Raw genomic sequence first — 18,005 nt, forward strand, 5'->3', positions numbered from 1 at the left:
TAGGGTCCGGGTATGAAGCCCAGAGCGGGAGTCGGGCTCACCTCGATCATGGTGGTGCTCACGGTGACGACCGGCATGATCGAGGCCGTCAGCTTCCTGGTGCTCGGCCCGGTGTTCACCGCCGTGCAGACCGGCAACCTCCTCTTCCTGTCCTTCGCGCTCACCGGTGCCGCCGGGCTGTCCCCGGCCGCCTCGGGCGTCTCGTTCGCCGGGTTCGTGGTCGGCGCGGTGCTCGGTTCCCGCTTCGAGTCCGGCGTGGACGCGCACGGCCGCCGCTGGTTCGGGCCCGCGCTGATCGTCGAGGCCGTGCTGCTGGGACTGGGCGGACTGGTCGCCTGGCGCACCGGCCTCGACACCCCGGGCGCCCTGACCGACGGCCCGCACCACGTGGTGATCGCCCTGGTCGCCGTCGCCATGGGCATGCGCAACATCACCACCCTGCGGGCCCGCGTCCCCGACCTGCCCACCACGGTGTCCACCCGCGCCCTGACCGCCCTCCTCGGCGGCCTGGCCCCGCACCCGGACACCCGCATCGGCTCGGGCCCCGCCGACGAAGGCCGCCGCCTCGCCTCGGTCGGCGCGATGTTCGCCGGGGGCCTGCTGGGCGCGTGGCTGCTGGTGCGGGTGGAGGTGCACCCGGCGCTGGTTCTGCTGATCCCCGCCACGCTGGTCCTCGCCTTGGGCGCGGGCTCCTGGGTGCTGCCGCGGGGGCGTGCGCCGGAGCCGTCGGAGTCCGGCTGAATCAGTACACCGCCGCGAAGTTGCTGTGGATCATGGACGCATGAGTCTTCCAGTGAGCCGCCTCATCGGCGCCGTTCTCGCACTCGCCGGGATCAGTGGCGTCCTCTGGGCGGCCCTCGGCGTGCCCCAGGACTGGACCGGAGGGATGCGGTGGATGCGGACCGTGCTGGCGCTGACGTCCTTGGGGGCGATCAGCCTGGCGGCCCGCTTCATATATCCCGATCGCGCGACGGACACCCCGGACGACGCCCCGGCGAACGCCGATGCCGATGCCTCGCACGGCGCCGATGCCGCTGCCCCGGACTGCCCCGACGGCTCGCGGGTTTGACCTCCGTCACTCTCGGGGTAATCTCTCCGGCTCGATTGGCGGAGGCGCTGCGCCGTATGGCAGACTAGCGGGGTTGCTCGGTCGAGTGTTGATGCTGCGCGCCTCCCGCCGGGAGGACCGGAAGCGAGTCCCACAGTACTCGTCGCCCCAACTGCCCCATGGGCAGCGCTGGAGCGGACGTACGGGAATCTTTCGGGAAGCAAGGTGCGGCGCCGACCAGGCACCCGGTGGGCTTCCGCCCCCGGCTCGCGGTACCGGAAGGGCCGTGTTTCCCGGACTGGGGATGCTCGAACAAGGGGCATCTGTGTCAGCGGAAGCGCGACACGCCCGACCGCGTGGGTCGGAGGAGCGGGTGACGGAACACCGGGTTCCAGAGCGTTAAACGAGACAAAGGACTACTGAGTAGCCATGGCGGGACAGAAGATCCGCATCCGGCTCAAGGCCTACGACCACGAGGTCATCGACTCCTCGGCGAAGAAGATCGTCGAGACGGTGACCCGCACTGGTGCGTCGGTCGCGGGCCCGGTGCCGCTGCCCACTGAGAAGAACGTGTACTGCGTCATCAAGTCGCCGCACAAGTACAAGGACTCGCGCGAGCACTTCGAGATGCGCACGCACAAGCGCCTGATCGACATCCTCGACCCCACCCCCAAGACCGTTGACTCTCTGATGCGACTCGACCTCCCGGCCGGTGTCGACATCGAGATCAAGCTCTGAGGGTCGGTGAGCTGAGAATGGCTAAGCAGATCAAGGGCATCCTGGGCGAGAAGCTCGGCATGACGCAGGTGTGGGACGAGAACAACCGTGTTGTTCCGGTCACCGTCGTCAAGGCCGGCCCCAACGTCGTGACCCAGGTCCGTACGAACGATGTCGACGGCTACGAGTCGGTCCAGATCGCCTTCGGCGAGATCGACCCGCGCAAGGTGAACAAGCCCCTCAAGGGCCACTTCGCCAAGGCCGACGTCACCCCCCGCCGCCACCTCGTCGAGATCCGCACCGCGGACGCCTCCGAGTACACGCTGGGCCAGGAGATCTCCGCCGAGGTCTTCGAGGCCGGCGTCAAGGTGGACGTGACCGGCAAGAGCAAGGGCAAGGGCTTCGCCGGTGTCATGAAGCGTCACAACTTCAAGGGCCTCGGCGCCGGTCACGGCACCCAGCGCAAGCACCGCTCTCCCGGCTCCATCGGTGGCTGCGCCACCCCGGGCCGTGTGTTCAAGGGCCTCCGCATGGCGGGTCGCATGGGCAACGAGCGGGTCACCACCCAGAACCTGACCGTCCACGCCGTTGACGCGGAGAAGGGTCTGCTGCTCATCAAGGGCGCGGTTCCCGGTCCGAACGGCGGCCTCGTCCTGGTCCGCACCGCGGCCAAGGGGGCCTGAGGTACCGATGAGCACTGTTGACATCCTTTCGCCTGCCGGCGAGAAGACCGGAAGCGTCGAACTCCCCGCGGAGATCTTCGGCGTGGAGAAGGTCAGCATCCCGCTGATCCACCAGGTCGTCGTCGCGCAGAACGCGGCTGCCCGTCAGGGCACGCACAAGACCAAGACCCGCGGCGAAGTCCGTGGTGGCGGCAAGAAGCCGTACCGGCAGAAGGGCACCGGCCGCGCCCGTCAGGGCTCGACCCGCGCGCCGCAGTTCGCCGGTGGTGGCGTCGTGCACGGTCCCGTGCCGCGTGACTACTCGCAGCGGACCCCGAAGAAGATGAAGGCCGCGGCCCTGCGCCACGCCCTCACCGACCGGGCCCGCCACAACCGCATCCACGTCGTCTCCGGCGTGATCGAGGGCGAGACCCCCTCCACGAAGGCCGCCAAGTCGCTGTTCGGCAAGATCTCGGAGCGCAAGAACCTGCTCCTGGTCGTCGAGCGTGCCGACGAGGCCGCGTGGCTCTCCGCCCGCAACCTGCCCCAGGTCCACATCCTGGAGCCGGGCCAGCTGAACACGTACGACGTGATCGTCTCCGACGATGTGGTCTTCACCCAGGGCGCCCTGGAGTCCTTCGTGTCCGGCCCGAACAAGGCCAACGACACCGAAGGGACTGAAGGCTGATGGCTATCCGTCACCCCTCCATCGCCTCCAAGGCGGCCAAGGCCGCCAAGGCCGCGCGCGTCGCCAAGGCGCGTCGCCACGAGGCCGAGGGCAAGAACACCGTCGTCACCGCGCCCAGCAAGGCGTTCACGGACCCCCGTGACGTGCTGCTGAAGCCGGTCGTGTCGGAGAAGAGCTACGCGCTTCTCGACGAGGGCAAGTACACGTTCATCGTGGCTCCCGGCGCCAACAAGACCCAGATCAAGCAGGCCGTCCAGGCGGTCTTCTCGGTCAAGGTCACCGGGGTCAACACGATCAACCGCCAGGGCAAGCGCAAGCGGACCCGCACGGGCTTCGGCAAGCGTGCCGACAGCAAGCGCGCGATCGTGACCCTTGCCGAGGGCGACCGTATCGACATCTTCGGCGGTCCGACCGCGTAAGCGGGTCGGATCGTCCGATATCGGACGAGGACTGAGAAATGGGAATCCGCAAGTACAAGCCGACTACGCCGGGCCGTCGTGGTTCCAGCGTCGCCGACTTCGTCGAGATCACGCGGTCCACGCCGGAGAAGTCGCTGGTCCGCCCCCTGCACAGCAAGGGCGGCCGTAACAACGCCGGTCGTGTGACCGTTCGCCACCAGGGTGGCGGACACAAGCGCGCCTACCGTGTCATCGACTTCCGTCGTCACGACAAGGACGGCGTGCCGGCGAAGGTCGCGCACATCGAGTACGACCCCAACCGCACCGCGCGCATCGCGCTGCTGCACTACGCGGACGGCGAGAAGCGCTACATCCTCGCCCCGCGCAACCTGCAGCAGGGTGACCGCGTGGAGAACGGTCCCGGGGCCGACATCAAGCCGGGCAACAACCTGGCGCTCCGCAACATCCCGGTCGGTACCACGATCCACGCGATCGAGCTCCGTCCCGGTGGCGGCGCCAAGTTCGCCCGCTCCGCCGGTGCCTCCGTGCAGCTGCTCGCGAAGGAGGGCGCCTACGCCCACCTCCGCATGCCGTCCGGTGAGATCCGCCTGGTCGACGTGCGCTGCCGCGCCACCGTCGGCGAGGTCGGCAACGCCGAGCAGAGCAACATCAACTGGGGCAAGGCCGGCCGCAAGCGCTGGCTGGGCGTCCGTCCGACCGTCCGCGGTGTGGCGATGAACCCGGTTGACCACCCCCACGGTGGTGGTGAGGGCAAGACCTCCGGTGGTCGCCACCCGGTCAGCCCCTGGGGTCAGAAGGAGGGTCGTACTCGTTCGCCGAAGAAGGCTTCGAACAAGTACATCGTCCGCCGCCGCAAGACGAACAAGAAGCGCTAGGAGCGGGTTTAGATGCCGCGCAGTCTCAAGAAGGGGCCCTTCGTCGACGACCACCTGATCAAGAAGGTGGACGCCCAGAACGAAGCAGGCACCAAGAACGTCATCAAGACCTGGTCCCGTCGCTCGATGATCATCCCGGCCATGCTCGGCCACACGATCGCGGTGCACAACGGCAAGACCCACATTCCGGTGTTCGTCACCGAGTCGATGGTCGGCCACAAGCTCGGCGAGTTCTCGCCGACGCGCACCTTCCGGGGTCACGTCAAGGACGACCGGAAGTCGAAGCGCCGCTAACAGCGGGGTGGAATGACCATGACAGACACTGGAAGGACAACCATGGAAGCCAGGGCCCAGGCGCGGTACATCCGCGTCACGCCCATGAAGGCCCGCCGCGTGGTGGACCTCATCCGTGGCCTCGACGCCACGGAGGCTCAGGCGGTCCTGCGTTTCGCCCCGCAGGCCGCGAGCGTGCCGGTCGGCAAGGTGCTGGACAGCGCCATCGCCAACGCCGCGCACAACTACGACCACACGGACGCCTCCTCGCTGTTCATCAGCGAGGCGTACGTCGACGAGGGCCCGACCCTGAAGCGGTTCCGTCCGCGTGCGCAGGGCCGTGCCTACCGGATCCGCAAGCGGACCAGCCACATCACCGTGGTCGTCAGCAGCAAGGAAGGAACCCGGTAATGGGCCAGAAGGTAAACCCGCATGGGTTCCGGCTCGGTGTCACGACCGACTTCAAGTCGCGTTGGTACGCCGACAAGCTGTACAAGGACTACGTCAAGGAAGACGTCGCCATCCGTCGGATGATGACGTCCGGCATGGAGCGCGCCGGCATCTCCAAGGTCGAGATCGAGCGCACCCGTGACCGCGTCCGTGTGGACATCCACACCGCGCGTCCGGGCATCGTGATCGGCCGCCGTGGCGCCGAGGCCGACCGCATCCGCGGTGACCTCGAGAAGCTCACGGGCAAGCAGGTCCAGCTGAACATCCTCGAGGTCAAGAACCCCGAGACGGACGCTCAGCTGGTTGCTCAGGCCGTCGCCGAGCAGCTCTCCTCCCGCGTCTCCTTCCGCCGCGCCATGCGTAAGAGCATGCAGTCGGCGATGAAGGCGGGCGCCAAGGGCATCAAGATCCAGTGCGGTGGCCGCCTCGGTGGCGCCGAGATGTCCCGCTCGGAGTTCTACCGCGAGGGCCGTGTGCCCCTGCACACGCTCCGCGCGAACGTGGACTACGGCTTCTTCGAGGCCAAGACGACCTTCGGCCGCATCGGTGTGAAGGTCTGGATCTACAAGGGCGACGTCAAGAACATCGCCGAGGTCCGCGCCGAGAACGCTGCCGCCCGTGCGGGTAACCGCCCGGCTCGCGGTGGCGGTGCAGACCGCCCGGCCCGTGGTGGCCGCGGTGGCGAGCGGCGCGGTCGCAAGCCGCAGCAGGCTGCCGGCGCCGAGGCCCCCAAGGCCGAGGCTCCCGCCGCCGCCGCTCCGGCTGAGAGCACCGGAACGGAGGCCTGACCGACATGCTGATCCCCCGTAGGGTCAAGCACCGCAAGCAGCACCACCCGAAGCGCCGTGGTCAGGCCAAGGGCGGTACGACGGTCGCGTTCGGCGAGTACGGCATTCAGGCCCTCACGCCGGCGTACGTGACCAACCGCCAGATCGAGGCGGCCCGTATCGCGATGACCCGCCACATCAAGCGTGGCGGCAAGGTCTGGATCAACATCTACCCGGACCGCCCGCTCACGAAGAAGCCCGCCGAGACCCGCATGGGTTCCGGTAAGGGTTCGCCGGAGTGGTGGATCGCGAACGTGCACCCGGGCCGGGTCATGTTCGAGCTGTCCTACCCCAACGAGAAGATCGCCCGTGAGGCCCTGACTCGCGCAGCCCACAAGCTGCCGATGAAGTGCCGGATCGTCAAGCGCGAGGCAGGTGAAGCGTGATGTCGGCCGGTACCAAGGCGTCCGAGCTGCGCGAGCTGGGTGACGAGGAGCTGCTGAACAAGCTCCGCGAAGCCAAGGAAGAACTGTTCAACCTCCGCTTCCAGGCGGCGACCGGACAGCTCGAGAACCATGGCCGTCTGAAGGCGGTCCGCAAGGACATCGCGCGGATCTACACCCTGATGCGCGAGCGTGAGCTGGGCATCGAAACGGTGGAGAACGCCTGATGAGCGAGAACAACGTGACTGAGACGAACACCGAGGCGCGCGGATTCCGCAAGACCCGTGAGGGCATCGTCGTCAGCGACAAGATGGACAAGACCGTCGTCGTCGCCGTCGAGGACCGCAAGAAGCACGCCCTGTACGGCAAGGTCATCCGCAGCACGAGCAAGCTCAAGGCTCACGACGAGCAGAACGCCGCCGGCGTCGGCGACCGCGTCCTCCTGATGGAGACCCGGCCGCTGTCCGCCACGAAGCACTGGCGCGTCGTCGAGATCCTCGAGAAGGCCAAGTAATTTCCTGCGGGCAAACCCGCAGGACAGTTCCGCCAGGCTCCAACGGGGCTACCGCGTTTGATGAAAGCGCGTCAGCCCCGTTGGGGAACCGGCAGACAATCAGGAGATAGACGTGATCCAGCAGGAGTCGCGACTGCGTGTCGCCGACAACACTGGTGCGAAGGAGATCCTTTGCATCCGTGTGCTCGGTGGCTCCGGTCGCCGCTACGCGGGCATCGGTGACGTCATCGTCGCCACCGTCAAGGACGCGATCCCCGGTGGCAACGTGAAGAAGGGTGACGTCGTCAAGGCGGTCATCGTTCGCACCGTCAAGGAGCGCCGCCGTCCGGACGGCTCGTACATCCGCTTCGACGAGAACGCCGCCGTCATTCTGAAGAACGACGGCGACCCTCGCGGCACCCGTATCTTCGGCCCCGTCGGCCGTGAGCTGCGCGAGAAGAAGTTCATGAAGATCATCTCGCTCGCGCCGGAGGTGCTGTAAGCATGAAGATCAAGAAGGGCGACCTGGTCCAGGTCATCACCGGTAAGGACAAGGGCAAGCAGGGCAAGGTCATCGCGGCCTTCCCCCGCGAGGACCGTGTCCTGGTCGAGGGTGTCAACCGGGTCAAGAAGCACACCAAGGCCGGCCCGACCGCTCGCGGTTCGCAGGCCGGTGGCATCGTCACGACCGAGGCCCCGATCCACGTCTCCAACGTCCAGCTGGTCGTGGAGAAGGACGGCAAGAAGGTCGTCACGCGTGTCGGTTACCGCTTCGACGACGAGGGCAACAAGGTTCGCGTTGCCAAGCGGACGGGTGAGGACATCTGATGGCTACCACCACGACTCCGCGTCTCAAGACGAAGTACCGCGAGGAGATCGCGGGCAAGCTGCGTGACGAGTTCAAGTACGAGAACGTCATGCAGATCCCCGGTCTCGTCAAGATCGTGGTCAACATGGGTGTGGGCGACGCCGCCCGCGACTCCAAGCTGATCGAGGGCGCCATCCGCGACCTCACCACGATCACCGGTCAGAAGCCGGCCGTCACCAAGGCCCGCAAGTCCATCGCGCAGTTCAAGCTGCGTGAGGGCCAGCCGATCGGTGCCCACGTCACGCTCCGTGGCGACCGCATGTGGGAGTTCCTGGACCGCACCCTGTCGCTCGCGCTCCCGCGCATCCGCGACTTCCGTGGTCTGTCCCCCAAGCAGTTCGACGGCCGTGGCAACTACACCTTCGGTCTCACCGAGCAGGTCATGTTCCACGAGATCGACCAGGACAAGATCGACCGTACCCGGGGCATGGACATCACCGTGGTGACCACGGCGACCAACGACGCTGAGGGCCGCGCGCTCCTTCGTCACCTCGGCTTCCCCTTCAAGGAGGCGTGAGCGAGATGGCGAAGAAGGCTCTGATTGCCAAGGCTGCTCGTAAGCCCAAGTTCGCCGTGCGTGGCTACACCCGCTGCCAGCGGTGTGGCCGTCCGCACTCCGTGTACCGCAAGTTCGGCCTGTGCCGCGTGTGCCTCCGTGAGATGGCTCACCGTGGCGAGCTGCCGGGCGTGACCAAGAGCTCCTGGTAATCCCGTCTTTTAGGGATTCCCGAAGCTCTCGGTAAGCAATGGGCGTGTCAGGCGCCCTCCCTTCCATGGCTTAGGCTTGGAGGGTTGGGCGCCTGACGGTCGCCCGTACGACTTACTACGCCGTAGGTCCACCGCACCGCACCCGCCTCGTCTCGGATCGAGGAGAGGGATGGGCACCTGGAAACCCCGGCGAGAGAGGCCGAAGGCCAATTCATGACCATGACTGATCCGATCGCAGACATGCTTACGCGTCTGCGGAACGCGAACTCGGCATACCACGACTCCGTGACGATGCCGGCATCGAAGATCAAGTCTCACATCGCGGAGATCCTCCAGCAGGAGGGCTTCATCACGGGCTGGAAGGTCGAGGACGCCGAGGTCGGCAAGAACCTCGTCCTGGAGCTGAAGTTCGGCCCCAACCGTGAGCGCTCCATCGCGGGCATCAAGCGGATCTCCAAGCCCGGTCTCCGGGTGTACGCGAAGTCCACCAACCTGCCCAAGGTGCTGGGCGGCCTCGGCGTGGCGATCATCTCCACGTCGCACGGGCTCCTCACCGACAAGCAGGCCGGCAAGAAGGGCGTAGGCGGAGAAGTTCTCGCCTACGTCTGGTAGCGGAAAGGAATCGGAGGAAAAAGCTATGTCGCGTATTGGCAAGCTCCCCATCACGGTTCCCGCCGGCGTGGACGTCACCATCGACGGCCAGACGGTCTCGGTCAAGGGCCCCAAGGGCACGCTGACCCACACCGTCGTCGCGCCGATCGAGATCGCCAAGGGTGAGGACGGCGTCCTGAACGTCACCCGCCCCAACGACGAGCGTCAGAGCAAGGCCCTGCACGGCCTGTCCCGCACGCTGGTGGCGAACATGATCACCGGCGTGACCCAGGGTTACGTGAAGAAGCTCGAGATCAGCGGTGTCGGTTACCGCGTGCAGGCCAAGGGTTCGAACCTCGAGTTCGCGCTCGGCTACAGCCACCCGATCACCGTCGAGGCGCCCGAGGGCATCACCTTCAAGGTGGAGACCCCGACCCGCTTCCAGGTCGAGGGCATCGACAAGCAGAAGGTCGGCGAGGTTGCGGCCAACATCCGCAAGCTGCGCAAGCCCGACCCGTACAAGGCCAAGGGCGTCAAGTACGAGGGCGAAGTCATCCGCCGCAAGGTCGGAAAGGCGGGTAAGTAAGCCATGGCATACGGTACGAAGATCGCTAAGGGCGACGCTTACAAGCGTGCTGCCATCAAGCGGCGCCACATCCGGATCCGTAAGAAGGTCAACGGTACGGCTGAGCGTCCCCGCCTGGTCGTGACCCGCTCGAACCGCCACATCGTGGCCCAGGTGATCGACGACCTCAAGGGTCACACCCTTGCGTCGGCGTCCACCCTGGACTCGTCGATCCGCGGTGCGTCCGAGGACAAGTCGGCGCAGGCCGGCAAGGTCGGCGCCCTGGTCGCCGAGCGTGCCAAGGCCGCCGGTGTCGAGGCCGTTGTGTTCGACCGAGGTGGTAACCGGTACGCGGGTCGCATCGCGGCCCTGGCCGACGCCGCCCGCGAGGCCGGGCTCAAGTTCTGAGCTCGCTGCGTAGCTAGCGGAAAGAGAGAGGTAAATCCAATGGCTGGACCCCAGCGCCGCGGTGGCGGTGCCGGTGGCGGCGAGCGGCGGGACCGGAAGGGCCGTGACGGCGGCGCAGCTGCCGCCGAGAAGACCGCGTACGTTGAGCGCGTTGTCGCGATCAACCGCGTCGCCAAGGTTGTGAAGGGTGGTCGTCGCTTCAGCTTCACTGCGCTCGTCGTAGTGGGCGATGGTGACGGCACCGTGGGTGTCGGTTACGGCAAGGCCAAGGAGGTGCCGGCCGCCATCGCCAAGGGTGTTGAGGAGGCCAAGAAGCACTTCTTCAAGGTCCCCCGTATCCAGGGCACCATCCCGCACCCCATCCAGGGTGAGAAGGCTGCCGGCGTCGTCCTGCTCAAGCCCGCGTCCCCCGGTACCGGTGTTATCGCCGGTGGTCCGGTGCGTGCCGTGCTCGAGTGCGCCGGTATCCACGACGTGCTGTCGAAGTCGCTCGGCTCCGACAACGCGATCAACATCGTGCACGCGACCGTGGAGGCCCTGAAGGGTCTGCAGCGTCCCGAGGAGATCGCGGCCCGCCGTGGTCTGCCCCTCGAGGACGTCGCCCCCGCGGCTCTTCTCCGTGCGCGTGCCGGGGCGGGTGCGTAATCATGGCGCAGCTCAAGATCACGCAGGTCAAGTCCTACATCGGCAGCAAGCAGAACCACCGTGACACCCTGCGTTCCCTTGGTCTCAAGGGCATCAACACGCAGGTCGTCAAGGAGGACCGCCCCGAGTTCCGCGGCATGGTGCACACCGTCCGCCACCTCGTGTCGGTCGAGGAGGTCGACTGATCATGGCGGAGAACAACCCGCTCAAGATCCACAACCTCCGTCCCGCCCCCGGTGCCAAGACCGCGAAGACCCGTGTCGGTCGTGGTGAGGCGTCGAAGGGTAAGACGGCCGGTCGTGGTACCAAGGGTACGAAGGCCCGCTACCAGGTTCCGGAGCGCTTCGAGGGTGGCCAGATGCCCCTCCACATGCGTCTCCCGAAGCTGAAGGGCTTCAAGAACCCCTTCAAGACGGAGTTCCAGGTCGTGAACCTGGACAAGCTCGCCGCCCTCTACCCCGAGGGTGGGGAGGTCACCGTTGCCGACCTGGTCGCCAAGGGTGCCGTCCGCAAGAACAGCCTCGTCAAGGTCCTCGGCCAGGGCGAGCTCTCCGTGGCGCTGCAGGTGACGGTCGACGCCGTCTCCGGCTCCGCCAAGGAGAAGATCACCGCCGCCGGCGGTACCGTCACCGAGCTCGTGTAGGCTCCCGGCGCCTCAGCCTTGGGTCTCCGTAACGGGCATCACCGACGGTGATGTGTAATGCGCATCCAGCCCCACTCCGCGATTTGCCGGGTGGGGCTGGATCCGTTGGTCAGGGAGTGCCCGGTTGAGGCACCCCAAGTGCCTCGAAAGAGGTGCAGTAAGAAATTGGGGTGGGCATGCCCGCTTTTGTGCGGTATGCCCACCCGAGGTCTTTCGGCCATGCCCTGGGGTTATCGTATGACCTGCTTGGCGTTCTGATCCCAGGACTCACGCAGATCGAGAAACTCCTTCATGCGGCCGGAATGCTGCTTGATGTAGCGGTTCTCGTAGGCCGTCTCGACTGCAACGACGATATCGAGGTAGCGGACACGCTTCTTGCAGTCCATGTCTGCCGTAGCAGCCGCTATCTCGTCACGACTCGTCTTGTCGTTTCCTGCCTGCCGCCAGCGTTCGTCGTTGACGGCTTCGGCCGGTGACTTGTAGCTGTATCCTTGAGATTTCATGCACGCAGACCACTCGGATATGACTCGCTTTATCCTGGTGTCTTGCCGAATCTGGTAGGACAGTGCCTGCCTTATTACGCTGACATACGACTCGAGAAGCCCTCTGGGGCTGGCGTCGGCCACACGCGAGATGGTCATGCCGCTTTCCTCGAACTTCCGGGGCGGCTTAGCTCCCCGTGTGAGTTGGCGTCCCGCATCTCCATAGCATCCGCCTTCGGGGACCGGATGCCCTCTGTAAGAGGCGGTAGTCCCGTCGAGGAGCATCCGTTGAGTCGCTGGCACGGCGTCGTCCCACCCCATGTCCCCCAAGTTTTCTTCAGGGAAATAATAGCCGCGTTTTCCGGCCTCGGGGAAAAAGTAGAACTCGAAGATGTTCAGCTCTCTTTTTGGGTGTGAGGTTTCTTCGAGTGGATGCTTTGAATAGCCGAGAGTGCGGAGGCAGCGATTCACTGCCATGGCCTCTGCTTGCTTGAGGTGACTGCTCTGGGTGGCGCTCGGTACGTATCTGTCGAGGGGGCGCTCTACATGGAGCTCCTTGGTTTCCACGGCCGGCGTCCTGAGTACCTCGGGTTCTGCGGCGTTCGGGGGCGACGAGCTTCCGCCGTCCGAGCAGCCCGTCATGAGCGCCAGACTCGCGGCGGAGAGAAATGTGAGAGCTCTGAGTTTCACTGTTCCACCGGTTATGCGCGAAAAAGCCGTGTGGTCTCATGCCCCAGCGGGCATGAGACCACACGGCTGATGAGTGACTAGGGGCAGCCGTACTTGGAGTACGAGGAGATGATGTCGTTGTAAGGCATGGTGAAGGGGCTGCTGAAGTTACCCTCCGTGCCCTTGGCGATCTGAATGCTGGCGCCCCTGTGGTCGACGTTCACCCAGAACTTGAAGCCGGTGCAGGAGGTGCCTGAGCCGGCATCCCAGCTGGAGATAGAATCCCCAATGTACGCACCGTCGTTGAAGTAGTACCTGCCGTGGAAATTCTTGAGGGCAGGCGAGCCGAGGTCGTAGTAACCATCGCTCTTCCTGTGCCCCAGGTCGTTGAACACGCAGATATCGCTGCTGGAGCATGTGCCGTCACCGCTTCCGGCCGCAGCGGCCGGTGCCAGCGTTACTCCCACTGCCAAGCTGGCTGCAAGGGCAGTCGTGACGGTAGCTATGGAGCGCTTTACGCGCATTGTTGAAAACCCCCTGTTTCTCAATTTATTCAGGGGTAGATGAGGTTGGTCGCCCTCGTCCCTGATACTTCACGACTTGATGATCAGTCGTTCGATTGCGGAGTCTATGGAGCAACGATCACTGGGGTCAAGGTGTTTTCCGTATGTGCGTTCGAAGTTGCTGTGGTGGTACGGAGACCGTGCGAGGCGACTCGGCCCCATCGCTGGAGGGTGCTGGGAGTGTGGCGGAACGGTGGCCAGGGTGGTCCTTGTTGTAGGTAGGCTGTGCCGCTGGCGCCTTGCGCTGTCTTGGCATGCCGTAATCTCGTCCCTCAGGCCATCAATCCTTTTAACCATCACCTCACGCGCGCACACGCGGGGGTCGCAGGAGGCACCGTGCTCACCGCGTTCGCCCGGGCGTTCAAGACGCCCGACCTGCGCAAGAAGCTGCTCTTCACGCTCGGCATCATCGTGATCTACCGGGTCGGTACGCACGTCCCGATCCCGGGTGTCGACTACACCGTCGTCCAGTACTGCATCGACCAGACCAAGAGCAACTCCGGTCTCTTCGGGCTGGTCAACATGTTCAGTGGTGGCGCGCTGCTGCAGATCACGGTCTTCGCGCTCGGCATCATGCCGTACATCACGGCGAGCATCATTCTTCAGCTGCTGACCGTGGTGATCCCGCGTCTGGAAGCCCTGAAGAAGGAGGGGCAGGCCGGTACGGCGAAGATCACGCAGTACACGCGTTACCTGACGGTCGCCCTCGCCGTCCTCCAGGGCACGGGCCTCGTCGCCACAGCCCGCAGCGGCGCGCTGTTCAGTAGCTGTCCGCAGGGCTCCGAGATCGTTCCCGACCAGTCGATCTTCGCCACCATGGTCATGGTCATCACGATGACCGCCGGTACGGCCGTCGTCATGTGGCTCGGTGAGCTGATCACCGACCGCGGTATCGGCAACGGTATGTCGATCCTGATGTTCATCTCGATTGCCGCCACGTTCCCCTCCTCGCTGTGGGCGATCAAGGAGCAGGGCGACCTGGCGGGCGGCTGGATCGAGTTCGCCGTCGTCATCGCCGTCGGTCTGGTCATGGTCGCGCTGGTGGTCTTCGTCGAGCAGGCCCAGCGCCGGATCCCGGTGCAGTACGCGAAGCGCATGATCGGCCGTCGGTCCTACGGCGGCACCTCGACGTACATTCCGCTGAAGGTCAACCAGGCAGGCATCATCCCTGTGATCTTCGCCTCGTCGCTTCTCTACATCCCGGCGCTGGTCGCGCAGTTCGCCGGCGGAACTTCCGGTTGGAAGACCTGGATCGAGAAGAACCTTGCGCTGCCGGACGCTCCGGCGCACATCACGCTCTACTTCTTCCTCATCATCTTCTTCGCCTTCTTCTACGTGGCCATCTCGTTCAACCCCGAGGAAGTCGCGGACAACATGAAGAAGTATGGTGGCTTCATCCCGGGCATCCGGGCTGGCCGACCGACCGCTGAGTACCTGAGCTACGTACTCAACCGGATCACCTGGCCGGGTTCGCTGTACCTGGCTCTGATCTCTCTTGTGCCGACAATGGCGTTGGCGCCTCTCGGGGCAAACCAGAACTTCGTGTTCGGCGGGACCAGCATCCTGATCATCGTGGGTGTGGGTCTGGAGACCGTGAAGCAGATCGAGAGCCAGCTCCAGCAGCGCAATTACGAAGGGTTCCTCCGCTGATGCGTATCGTCCTCGTCGGGCCGCCGGGTGCCGGTAAGGGAACGCAGGCCGCGTTCCTGGCCAAGAACCTGTCGATCCCGCACATCTCCACGGGCGACCTGTTCCGGGCCAACATCAGCAAGCAGACGGAACTCGGCAAACTCGCGAAGTCCTACATGGACAAGGGCGAGCTGGTGCCGGACGAGGTCACCATCGCGATGGCCAAGGACCGCATGGAGCAGCCGGACGCCGAGCACGGCTTCCTGCTCGACGGCTTCCCGCGCAACGTCTCGCAGGCCGAGGCGCTGGACGTGACGCTCCAGGACGAGTCCATGAACCTGGACGCGGTGCTGGACCTGGAGGTCCCCGAGGAAGAGGTCGTCAAGCGGATCGCCGGTCGGCGCATCTGCCGGAACGACTCCTCCCACGTCTTCCACGTCACGTACAAGAAGCCGAAGCAGGAGGGTGTCTGCGACGCCTGCGGCGGCGAGCTGTACCAGCGTGACGACGACTCCGAGGAGACCGTCCGCAAGCGCCTGGAGGTCTACCACACCCAGACCGAGCCGATCATCGACTACTACAAGGCCCAGGGCCTCGTGGTGACGATCTCGGCCCTCGGCCCGGTGGAGGAAGTCACCCAGCGCGCCATGGAGGCGCTCAAGCGCGAGAACGACGACAACTAGGTCGTCGGGTCGGTACGTCGGCCGCGGTGCCCGTGAGGGCGCCGCGGCCGTACTGTTGTGTAGGCAAAAACGCGAGAACGAGATCTCGTGCCTCGTGGACAAGAAGGAAGACGGAGAGCGCAGGCCCCCATGGTGCAGATCAAGAGTCCCGAGCAGATCGCCAAGATGCGTGAGGCGGGGCTGGTCGTCGCCGCCATCCACGCGGCCACCCGGGAGGCCGCCGTGCCGGGCGCCTCCACGAAGGATCTCGACGAGGTCGCCCGCAAGGTGCTCGCGGAGCACGGGGCCAAGTCGAACTTCCTCGGGTACGGCGGTTTCCCGGCGACCATCTGCACCTCGGTGAACGAGGTCGTGGTCCACGGGATCCCGAGCGACGAGGTCGTCCTGAAGGACGGCGACATCATCTCCATCGACTGCGGCGCGATCGTCGACGGCTGGCACGGGGACGCCGCCTACACCGCCTTCGTCGGCTCCGGTCACGCTCCGGAGCTGATCGAGCTGTCGCGGGTGACCGAGGAGTCCATGTGGGCCGGGATCGCCGCGATGAAGCTGGGCAACCGGCTCGTGGACGTCTCCCGGGCCATCGAGACGTACATCCGCCGGCAGCCGAAGCCGGGTGGGGGGAAGTACGGGATCGTCGAGGACTACGGCGGCCACGGCATCGGGACCGAGATGCACATGGACCCGCACCTGCTGAACTACGTCGAGCGGCGGCGGGGCAAGGGGCCGAAGCTGGTGCCGGGGTTCTGCCTCGCGATCGAGCCGATGGTGTCGTTGGGTACGCCGAAGACGGAGGTCCTGGCGGACGACTGGACCGTGGTGACCACGGACGGGACGTGGTCGTCGCACTGGGAGCACTCGGTGGCGCTGACCGAGCAGGGGCCGCTGGTGCTGACGGCTCCCGACGGGGGCAAGGCGAAGCTGGCGGAGTTCGGGATCACCGCGGCGCCTGATCCGGTGGGCTGAGTTCGCGTCGCCGGGTGCGGGTGGGTGGGGGCTGGTCGCGCAGTTCCCCGCGCCCCTTTCAGGGGCGCTCCCGCGGGGCGGAGTAAGGATCTTCCGCCCTGGGCATGCATACCGAATTCGTGTTTCTGGAGGCCCTGGCGTAGACTGACTCGTCGGCTCTCGTGTTTCCGTGTGTCTTCATTCGGTTACGCGGAGTCGATCAAGGTAGTCGATTCGAAGGGCGAAGCGTGGCCAAGAAGCAAGGTGCCATCGAGATCGAGGGCACTGTCGTCGAGTCTCTTCCGAACGCCATGTTCAAGGTCGAGCTCCAGAACGGCCACCAGGTCCTGGCACACATCAGCGGCAAGATGCGTATGCACTACATCCGCATCCTCCCTGACGACCGGGTCGTGGTGGAGCTGTCTCCGTACGACCTGACGCGTGGCCGGATCGTCTACCGCTACAAGTAGATCCCTCTGACTCGGAGAACCTCGATCCCATGAAGGTCAAGCCGAGCGTCAAGAAGATCTGCGACAAGTGCAGGGTGATCCGCCGTCACGGTCGGGTCATGGTCATCTGCGAGAACCCGCGCCACAAGCAGCGCCAGGGCTGACGCACGTTCGACCACTCCCTCTGCATCTTCATCGCAGGGATTCGCGCGACGCGAGCTGAATTTGTTCATACGCAGGACCCAGGCACGGCTTTGCGACGTGTCTGACACCCCCGGCTCGGAGGCCGGGGACCCGGTTCGTACCTGGTACGGCGGCCGGGAGCCGGTTCTGTGGAAGACCTCCGACAATCACCAGGAGCCATTGAATGGCACGCGTTTCCGGTGTTGACATCCCGCGCGACAAGCGCGTGGAGGTCGCCCTCACCTACGTGTTCGGCATCGGCCGGACCCTCTCCCAGGAGACGCTGGCAGCGACCGGCGTCAACCCCGACACCCGCGTCCGCGACCTCTCCGAGGAGCAGCTCGTCGCGATCCGCGAGTACGTGGACAACAACATCAAGACCGAGGGTGACCTCCGTCGCGAGGTCCAGGCCGACATCCGCCGCAAGGTCGAGATCGGTTGCTACCAGGGTCTCCGTCACCGTCGCGGTCTGCCCGTCCGCGGTCAGCGCACCAGCACCAACGCTCGCACCCGCAAGGGCCCGCGTCGCGCCATCGCCGGTAAGAAGAAGCCGGGCAAGAAGTAGTCCTCAGCGGACAACGCTTCATCAGCGGTCTTCGCTGTAGGACCGACCACCTCCCCGTAGGAGTTTGTAGATGCCCCCCAAGGGTCGTCAGGGCGCTGCCAAGAAGGTGCGCCGCAAGGAAAAGAAGAACGTCGCTCACGGCCACGCGCACATCAAGAGCACGTTCAACAACACGATCGTCTCCATCACGGACCCCTCGGGCAACGTGATCTCCTGGGCCTCCGCCGGCCACGTCGGCTTCAAGGGCTCCCGGAAGTCCACGCCGTTCGCCGCGCAGATGGCCGCCGAGTCGGCCGCCCGTCGCGCGCAGGAGCACGGCATGCGCAAGGTCGACGTGTTCGTCAAGGGCCCGGGTTCGGGTCGTGAGACGGCCATCCGTTCGCTGCAGGCGACCGGTCTCGAGGTCGGCTCCATCCAGGACGTCACGCCCACCCCGCACAACGGCTGCCGTCCCCCCAAGCGCCGCCGCGTCTGACCCTTCGGGTCGGATGCGCGACTGCTGGGTCTGAGGTTTTCGGGCGGTATGGCTCTTCGGGGCCATATCGCCCGTACCCTTGTAGTTCTCAAGGGCGTC

General features: G+C 65.6%; 32 protein-coding genes. 30 read left to right on the top strand and 2 right to left on the bottom strand.

Annotation, left to right across the window (positions count from 1 at the left end; genetic code table 11):
- The first annotated feature begins 12 nt into the window (after positions 1-12).
- From L3078_RS28120 to rplO, 23 genes are all read left to right on the top strand, one after another.
- Complete coding sequence (locus tag L3078_RS28120; RefSeq protein WP_239756730.1) at positions 13-741, top strand: YoaK family protein; 729 nt, start codon at positions 13-15, stop codon at positions 739-741.
- A gap of 40 nt (positions 742-781) precedes the next feature.
- Positions 782-1,069, top strand: a complete 288-nt coding sequence (locus L3078_RS28125; RefSeq protein ID WP_239756731.1) for a hypothetical protein — start codon at positions 782-784, stop codon at positions 1,067-1,069.
- Positions 1,070-1,477: 408 nt separating this feature from the next.
- Entirely contained in the window at positions 1,478-1,786 is a 309-nt protein-coding gene (gene rpsJ / locus L3078_RS28130; RefSeq protein WP_003948644.1) for a 30S ribosomal protein S10, read from the top strand.
- Positions 1,787-1,803: 17 nt separating this feature from the next.
- Positions 1,804-2,448, top strand: coding sequence for a 50S ribosomal protein L3 (rplC, locus tag L3078_RS28135; RefSeq protein WP_005481233.1), 645 nt, complete (start codon positions 1,804-1,806; stop codon positions 2,446-2,448).
- Positions 2,449-2,455: 7 nt separating this feature from the next.
- Positions 2,456-3,115, top strand: a complete 660-nt coding sequence (rplD, locus tag L3078_RS28140; RefSeq protein ID WP_215448528.1) for a 50S ribosomal protein L4 — start codon at positions 2,456-2,458, stop codon at positions 3,113-3,115.
- Positions 3,115-3,534 (top strand): 50S ribosomal protein L23, encoded by a 420-nt coding sequence (gene rplW, locus L3078_RS28145; protein ID WP_239756732.1) that lies wholly within the window; start codon positions 3,115-3,117, stop codon positions 3,532-3,534. The genes rplD and rplW overlap by 1 nt, the downstream gene beginning before the upstream one ends.
- Before the next feature lie 38 nt (positions 3,535-3,572).
- Positions 3,573-4,409: a 50S ribosomal protein L2 gene (rplB, locus tag L3078_RS28150; RefSeq protein ID WP_055517283.1), complete on the top strand. Its 837-nt coding sequence runs from the start codon at positions 3,573-3,575 to the stop codon at positions 4,407-4,409.
- Positions 4,410-4,421: 12 nt separating this feature from the next.
- A complete protein-coding gene (gene rpsS, locus L3078_RS28155; RefSeq protein ID WP_033528345.1) occupies positions 4,422-4,703 on the top strand; it encodes a 30S ribosomal protein S19 in 282 nt (93 codons plus the stop codon).
- Between the two features lie 42 nt (positions 4,704-4,745).
- The gene (rplV, locus tag L3078_RS28160; protein ID WP_184904641.1) at positions 4,746-5,093 is read left to right on the top strand and encodes a 50S ribosomal protein L22; all 348 of its coding nucleotides are present in this window, start codon (positions 4,746-4,748) and stop codon (positions 5,091-5,093) included.
- The gene (gene rpsC, locus L3078_RS28165; RefSeq protein ID WP_030039758.1) at positions 5,093-5,920 is read left to right on the top strand and encodes a 30S ribosomal protein S3; all 828 of its coding nucleotides are present in this window, start codon (positions 5,093-5,095) and stop codon (positions 5,918-5,920) included. Before rplV ends, rpsC begins: the two co-directional genes overlap by 1 nt.
- Positions 5,921-5,925: 5 nt before the next feature.
- Entirely contained in the window at positions 5,926-6,345 is a 420-nt protein-coding gene (rplP, locus tag L3078_RS28170) for a 50S ribosomal protein L16 (RefSeq protein ID WP_004927269.1), read from the top strand.
- Complete coding sequence (gene rpmC / locus L3078_RS28175; protein ID WP_030671810.1) at positions 6,345-6,569, top strand: 50S ribosomal protein L29; 225 nt, start codon at positions 6,345-6,347, stop codon at positions 6,567-6,569. Before rplP ends, rpmC begins: the two co-directional genes overlap by 1 nt.
- On the top strand, positions 6,569-6,856 hold the full coding sequence (gene rpsQ, locus L3078_RS28180) for a 30S ribosomal protein S17 (protein WP_006130775.1): 288 nt from the start codon (positions 6,569-6,571) through the stop codon (positions 6,854-6,856). Before rpmC ends, rpsQ begins: the two co-directional genes overlap by 1 nt.
- Before the next feature lie 112 nt (positions 6,857-6,968).
- Positions 6,969-7,337 (top strand): 50S ribosomal protein L14, encoded by a 369-nt coding sequence (gene rplN, locus L3078_RS28185; RefSeq protein WP_003998823.1) that lies wholly within the window; start codon positions 6,969-6,971, stop codon positions 7,335-7,337.
- 2 nt (positions 7,338-7,339) lie between these two features.
- A complete protein-coding gene (gene rplX, locus L3078_RS28190) occupies positions 7,340-7,663 on the top strand; it encodes a 50S ribosomal protein L24 (protein ID WP_033528346.1) in 324 nt (107 codons plus the stop codon).
- Positions 7,663-8,220 (top strand): 50S ribosomal protein L5, encoded by a 558-nt coding sequence (rplE, locus tag L3078_RS28195; protein WP_020135807.1) that lies wholly within the window; start codon positions 7,663-7,665, stop codon positions 8,218-8,220. The genes rplX and rplE overlap by 1 nt, the downstream gene beginning before the upstream one ends.
- 5 nt (positions 8,221-8,225) lie before the next feature.
- On the top strand, positions 8,226-8,411 hold the full coding sequence (locus L3078_RS28200) for a type Z 30S ribosomal protein S14 (protein WP_049567381.1): 186 nt from the start codon (positions 8,226-8,228) through the stop codon (positions 8,409-8,411).
- 213 nt (positions 8,412-8,624) lie between these two features.
- Entirely contained in the window at positions 8,625-9,023 is a 399-nt protein-coding gene (gene rpsH / locus L3078_RS28205; protein ID WP_007384075.1) for a 30S ribosomal protein S8, read from the top strand.
- A gap of 25 nt (positions 9,024-9,048) precedes the next feature.
- Positions 9,049-9,588 (top strand): 50S ribosomal protein L6, encoded by a 540-nt coding sequence (rplF, locus tag L3078_RS28210; RefSeq protein WP_055517273.1) that lies wholly within the window; start codon positions 9,049-9,051, stop codon positions 9,586-9,588.
- 3 nt (positions 9,589-9,591) lie between these two features.
- Positions 9,592-9,975: a 50S ribosomal protein L18 gene (gene rplR / locus L3078_RS28215; protein WP_005481210.1), complete on the top strand. Its 384-nt coding sequence runs from the start codon at positions 9,592-9,594 to the stop codon at positions 9,973-9,975.
- A gap of 39 nt (positions 9,976-10,014) precedes the next feature.
- A complete protein-coding gene (gene rpsE / locus L3078_RS28220; RefSeq protein ID WP_009190144.1) occupies positions 10,015-10,620 on the top strand; it encodes a 30S ribosomal protein S5 in 606 nt (201 codons plus the stop codon).
- 2 nt (positions 10,621-10,622) lie between these two features.
- Positions 10,623-10,805 carry a 50S ribosomal protein L30 gene (gene rpmD, locus L3078_RS28225; RefSeq protein ID WP_006140898.1) on the top strand — a complete coding sequence of 61 codons (183 nt, stop codon included), beginning with the start codon at positions 10,623-10,625 and terminating at the stop codon, positions 10,803-10,805.
- Between the two features lie 2 nt (positions 10,806-10,807).
- Positions 10,808-11,263 carry a 50S ribosomal protein L15 gene (gene rplO / locus L3078_RS28230; RefSeq protein ID WP_193482350.1) on the top strand — a complete coding sequence of 152 codons (456 nt, stop codon included), beginning with the start codon at positions 10,808-10,810 and terminating at the stop codon, positions 11,261-11,263.
- Between the two features lie 230 nt (positions 11,264-11,493).
- Here the strand turns inward: rplO and L3078_RS28235 are convergent, their stop codons facing one another.
- Positions 11,494-12,312, bottom strand: coding sequence for a hypothetical protein (locus L3078_RS28235; RefSeq protein WP_239756733.1), 819 nt, complete (start codon positions 12,310-12,312; stop codon positions 11,494-11,496).
- Between the two features lie 200 nt (positions 12,313-12,512).
- The gene (locus L3078_RS28240) at positions 12,513-12,938 is read right to left on the bottom strand and encodes a hypothetical protein (RefSeq protein WP_239756734.1); all 426 of its coding nucleotides are present in this window, start codon (positions 12,936-12,938) and stop codon (positions 12,513-12,515) included.
- Between the two features lie 375 nt (positions 12,939-13,313).
- On the opposite strand from L3078_RS28240, the gene secY reads away from it, so the two are divergent.
- The 7 genes from secY to rpsK all read left to right on the top strand — a co-directional run bounded on the left by secY (position 13,314) and on the right by rpsK (position 17,906).
- The gene (gene secY, locus L3078_RS28245; protein ID WP_239760495.1) at positions 13,314-14,627 is read left to right on the top strand and encodes a preprotein translocase subunit SecY; all 1,314 of its coding nucleotides are present in this window, start codon (positions 13,314-13,316) and stop codon (positions 14,625-14,627) included.
- Positions 14,627-15,289, top strand: coding sequence for an adenylate kinase (locus tag L3078_RS28250; RefSeq protein WP_239756735.1), 663 nt, complete (start codon positions 14,627-14,629; stop codon positions 15,287-15,289). The genes secY and L3078_RS28250 overlap by 1 nt, the downstream gene beginning before the upstream one ends.
- A gap of 129 nt (positions 15,290-15,418) precedes the next feature.
- Entirely contained in the window at positions 15,419-16,255 is an 837-nt protein-coding gene (map, locus tag L3078_RS28255; RefSeq protein ID WP_239756736.1) for a type I methionyl aminopeptidase, read from the top strand.
- A gap of 227 nt (positions 16,256-16,482) precedes the next feature.
- A complete protein-coding gene (gene infA / locus L3078_RS28260; RefSeq protein WP_003948620.1) occupies positions 16,483-16,704 on the top strand; it encodes a translation initiation factor IF-1 in 222 nt (73 codons plus the stop codon).
- 29 nt (positions 16,705-16,733) lie between these two features.
- Entirely contained in the window at positions 16,734-16,847 is a 114-nt protein-coding gene (gene rpmJ / locus L3078_RS28265; RefSeq protein WP_003998809.1) for a 50S ribosomal protein L36, read from the top strand.
- Positions 16,848-17,050: 203 nt separating this feature from the next.
- Positions 17,051-17,431, top strand: coding sequence for a 30S ribosomal protein S13 (gene rpsM / locus L3078_RS28270; protein ID WP_005481202.1), 381 nt, complete (start codon positions 17,051-17,053; stop codon positions 17,429-17,431).
- 70 nt (positions 17,432-17,501) lie between these two features.
- A complete protein-coding gene (rpsK, locus tag L3078_RS28275; protein ID WP_003956432.1) occupies positions 17,502-17,906 on the top strand; it encodes a 30S ribosomal protein S11 in 405 nt (134 codons plus the stop codon).
- Positions 17,907-18,005: the final 99 nt, after the last annotated feature.

Source organism: Streptomyces deccanensis (genome assembly GCF_022385335.1).
In the GTDB taxonomy this organism is placed as follows: domain Bacteria; phylum Actinomycetota; class Actinomycetes; order Streptomycetales; family Streptomycetaceae; genus Streptomyces; species Streptomyces deccanensis.

Coding starts and splice junctions, on each gene's coding strand:
- rplC (WP_005481233.1), top strand. CDS start 1,804: ATGGCTAAGCAGATCAAGGGCATCCTGGGCGAGAAGCTCGGCATGACG.
- rplR (WP_005481210.1), top strand. CDS start 9,592: ATGGCATACGGTACGAAGATCGCTAAGGGCGACGCTTACAAGCGTGCT.
- rpsK (WP_003956432.1), top strand. CDS start 17,502: ATGCCCCCCAAGGGTCGTCAGGGCGCTGCCAAGAAGGTGCGCCGCAAG.
- rplO (WP_193482350.1), top strand. CDS start 10,808: ATGGCGGAGAACAACCCGCTCAAGATCCACAACCTCCGTCCCGCCCCC.
- rpsC (WP_030039758.1), top strand. CDS start 5,093: ATGGGCCAGAAGGTAAACCCGCATGGGTTCCGGCTCGGTGTCACGACC.
- rpmC (WP_030671810.1), top strand. CDS start 6,345: ATGTCGGCCGGTACCAAGGCGTCCGAGCTGCGCGAGCTGGGTGACGAG.
- rpmJ (WP_003998809.1), top strand. CDS start 16,734: ATGAAGGTCAAGCCGAGCGTCAAGAAGATCTGCGACAAGTGCAGGGTG.
- rplE (WP_020135807.1), top strand. CDS start 7,663: ATGGCTACCACCACGACTCCGCGTCTCAAGACGAAGTACCGCGAGGAG.
- L3078_RS28250 (WP_239756735.1), top strand. CDS start 14,627: ATGCGTATCGTCCTCGTCGGGCCGCCGGGTGCCGGTAAGGGAACGCAG.
- rpsQ (WP_006130775.1), top strand. CDS start 6,569: ATGAGCGAGAACAACGTGACTGAGACGAACACCGAGGCGCGCGGATTC.
- rplB (WP_055517283.1), top strand. CDS start 3,573: ATGGGAATCCGCAAGTACAAGCCGACTACGCCGGGCCGTCGTGGTTCC.
- L3078_RS28240 (WP_239756734.1), bottom strand. CDS start 12,938: ATGCGCGTAAAGCGCTCCATAGCTACCGTCACGACTGCCCTTGCAGCC.
- rpsM (WP_005481202.1), top strand. CDS start 17,051: ATGGCACGCGTTTCCGGTGTTGACATCCCGCGCGACAAGCGCGTGGAG.
- L3078_RS28200 (WP_049567381.1), top strand. CDS start 8,226: ATGGCGAAGAAGGCTCTGATTGCCAAGGCTGCTCGTAAGCCCAAGTTC.
- rplW (WP_239756732.1), top strand. CDS start 3,115: ATGGCTATCCGTCACCCCTCCATCGCCTCCAAGGCGGCCAAGGCCGCC.
- map (WP_239756736.1), top strand. CDS start 15,419: ATGGTGCAGATCAAGAGTCCCGAGCAGATCGCCAAGATGCGTGAGGCG.
- rpsJ (WP_003948644.1), top strand. CDS start 1,478: ATGGCGGGACAGAAGATCCGCATCCGGCTCAAGGCCTACGACCACGAG.
- rpsS (WP_033528345.1), top strand. CDS start 4,422: ATGCCGCGCAGTCTCAAGAAGGGGCCCTTCGTCGACGACCACCTGATC.
- rpmD (WP_006140898.1), top strand. CDS start 10,623: ATGGCGCAGCTCAAGATCACGCAGGTCAAGTCCTACATCGGCAGCAAG.
- rplV (WP_184904641.1), top strand. CDS start 4,746: ATGGAAGCCAGGGCCCAGGCGCGGTACATCCGCGTCACGCCCATGAAG.
- rpsH (WP_007384075.1), top strand. CDS start 8,625: ATGACCATGACTGATCCGATCGCAGACATGCTTACGCGTCTGCGGAAC.
- L3078_RS28125 (WP_239756731.1), top strand. CDS start 782: ATGAGTCTTCCAGTGAGCCGCCTCATCGGCGCCGTTCTCGCACTCGCC.
- rplP (WP_004927269.1), top strand. CDS start 5,926: ATGCTGATCCCCCGTAGGGTCAAGCACCGCAAGCAGCACCACCCGAAG.
- rplD (WP_215448528.1), top strand. CDS start 2,456: ATGAGCACTGTTGACATCCTTTCGCCTGCCGGCGAGAAGACCGGAAGC.
- rplF (WP_055517273.1), top strand. CDS start 9,049: ATGTCGCGTATTGGCAAGCTCCCCATCACGGTTCCCGCCGGCGTGGAC.
- rpsE (WP_009190144.1), top strand. CDS start 10,015: ATGGCTGGACCCCAGCGCCGCGGTGGCGGTGCCGGTGGCGGCGAGCGG.
- rplX (WP_033528346.1), top strand. CDS start 7,340: ATGAAGATCAAGAAGGGCGACCTGGTCCAGGTCATCACCGGTAAGGAC.
- L3078_RS28120 (WP_239756730.1), top strand. CDS start 13: ATGAAGCCCAGAGCGGGAGTCGGGCTCACCTCGATCATGGTGGTGCTC.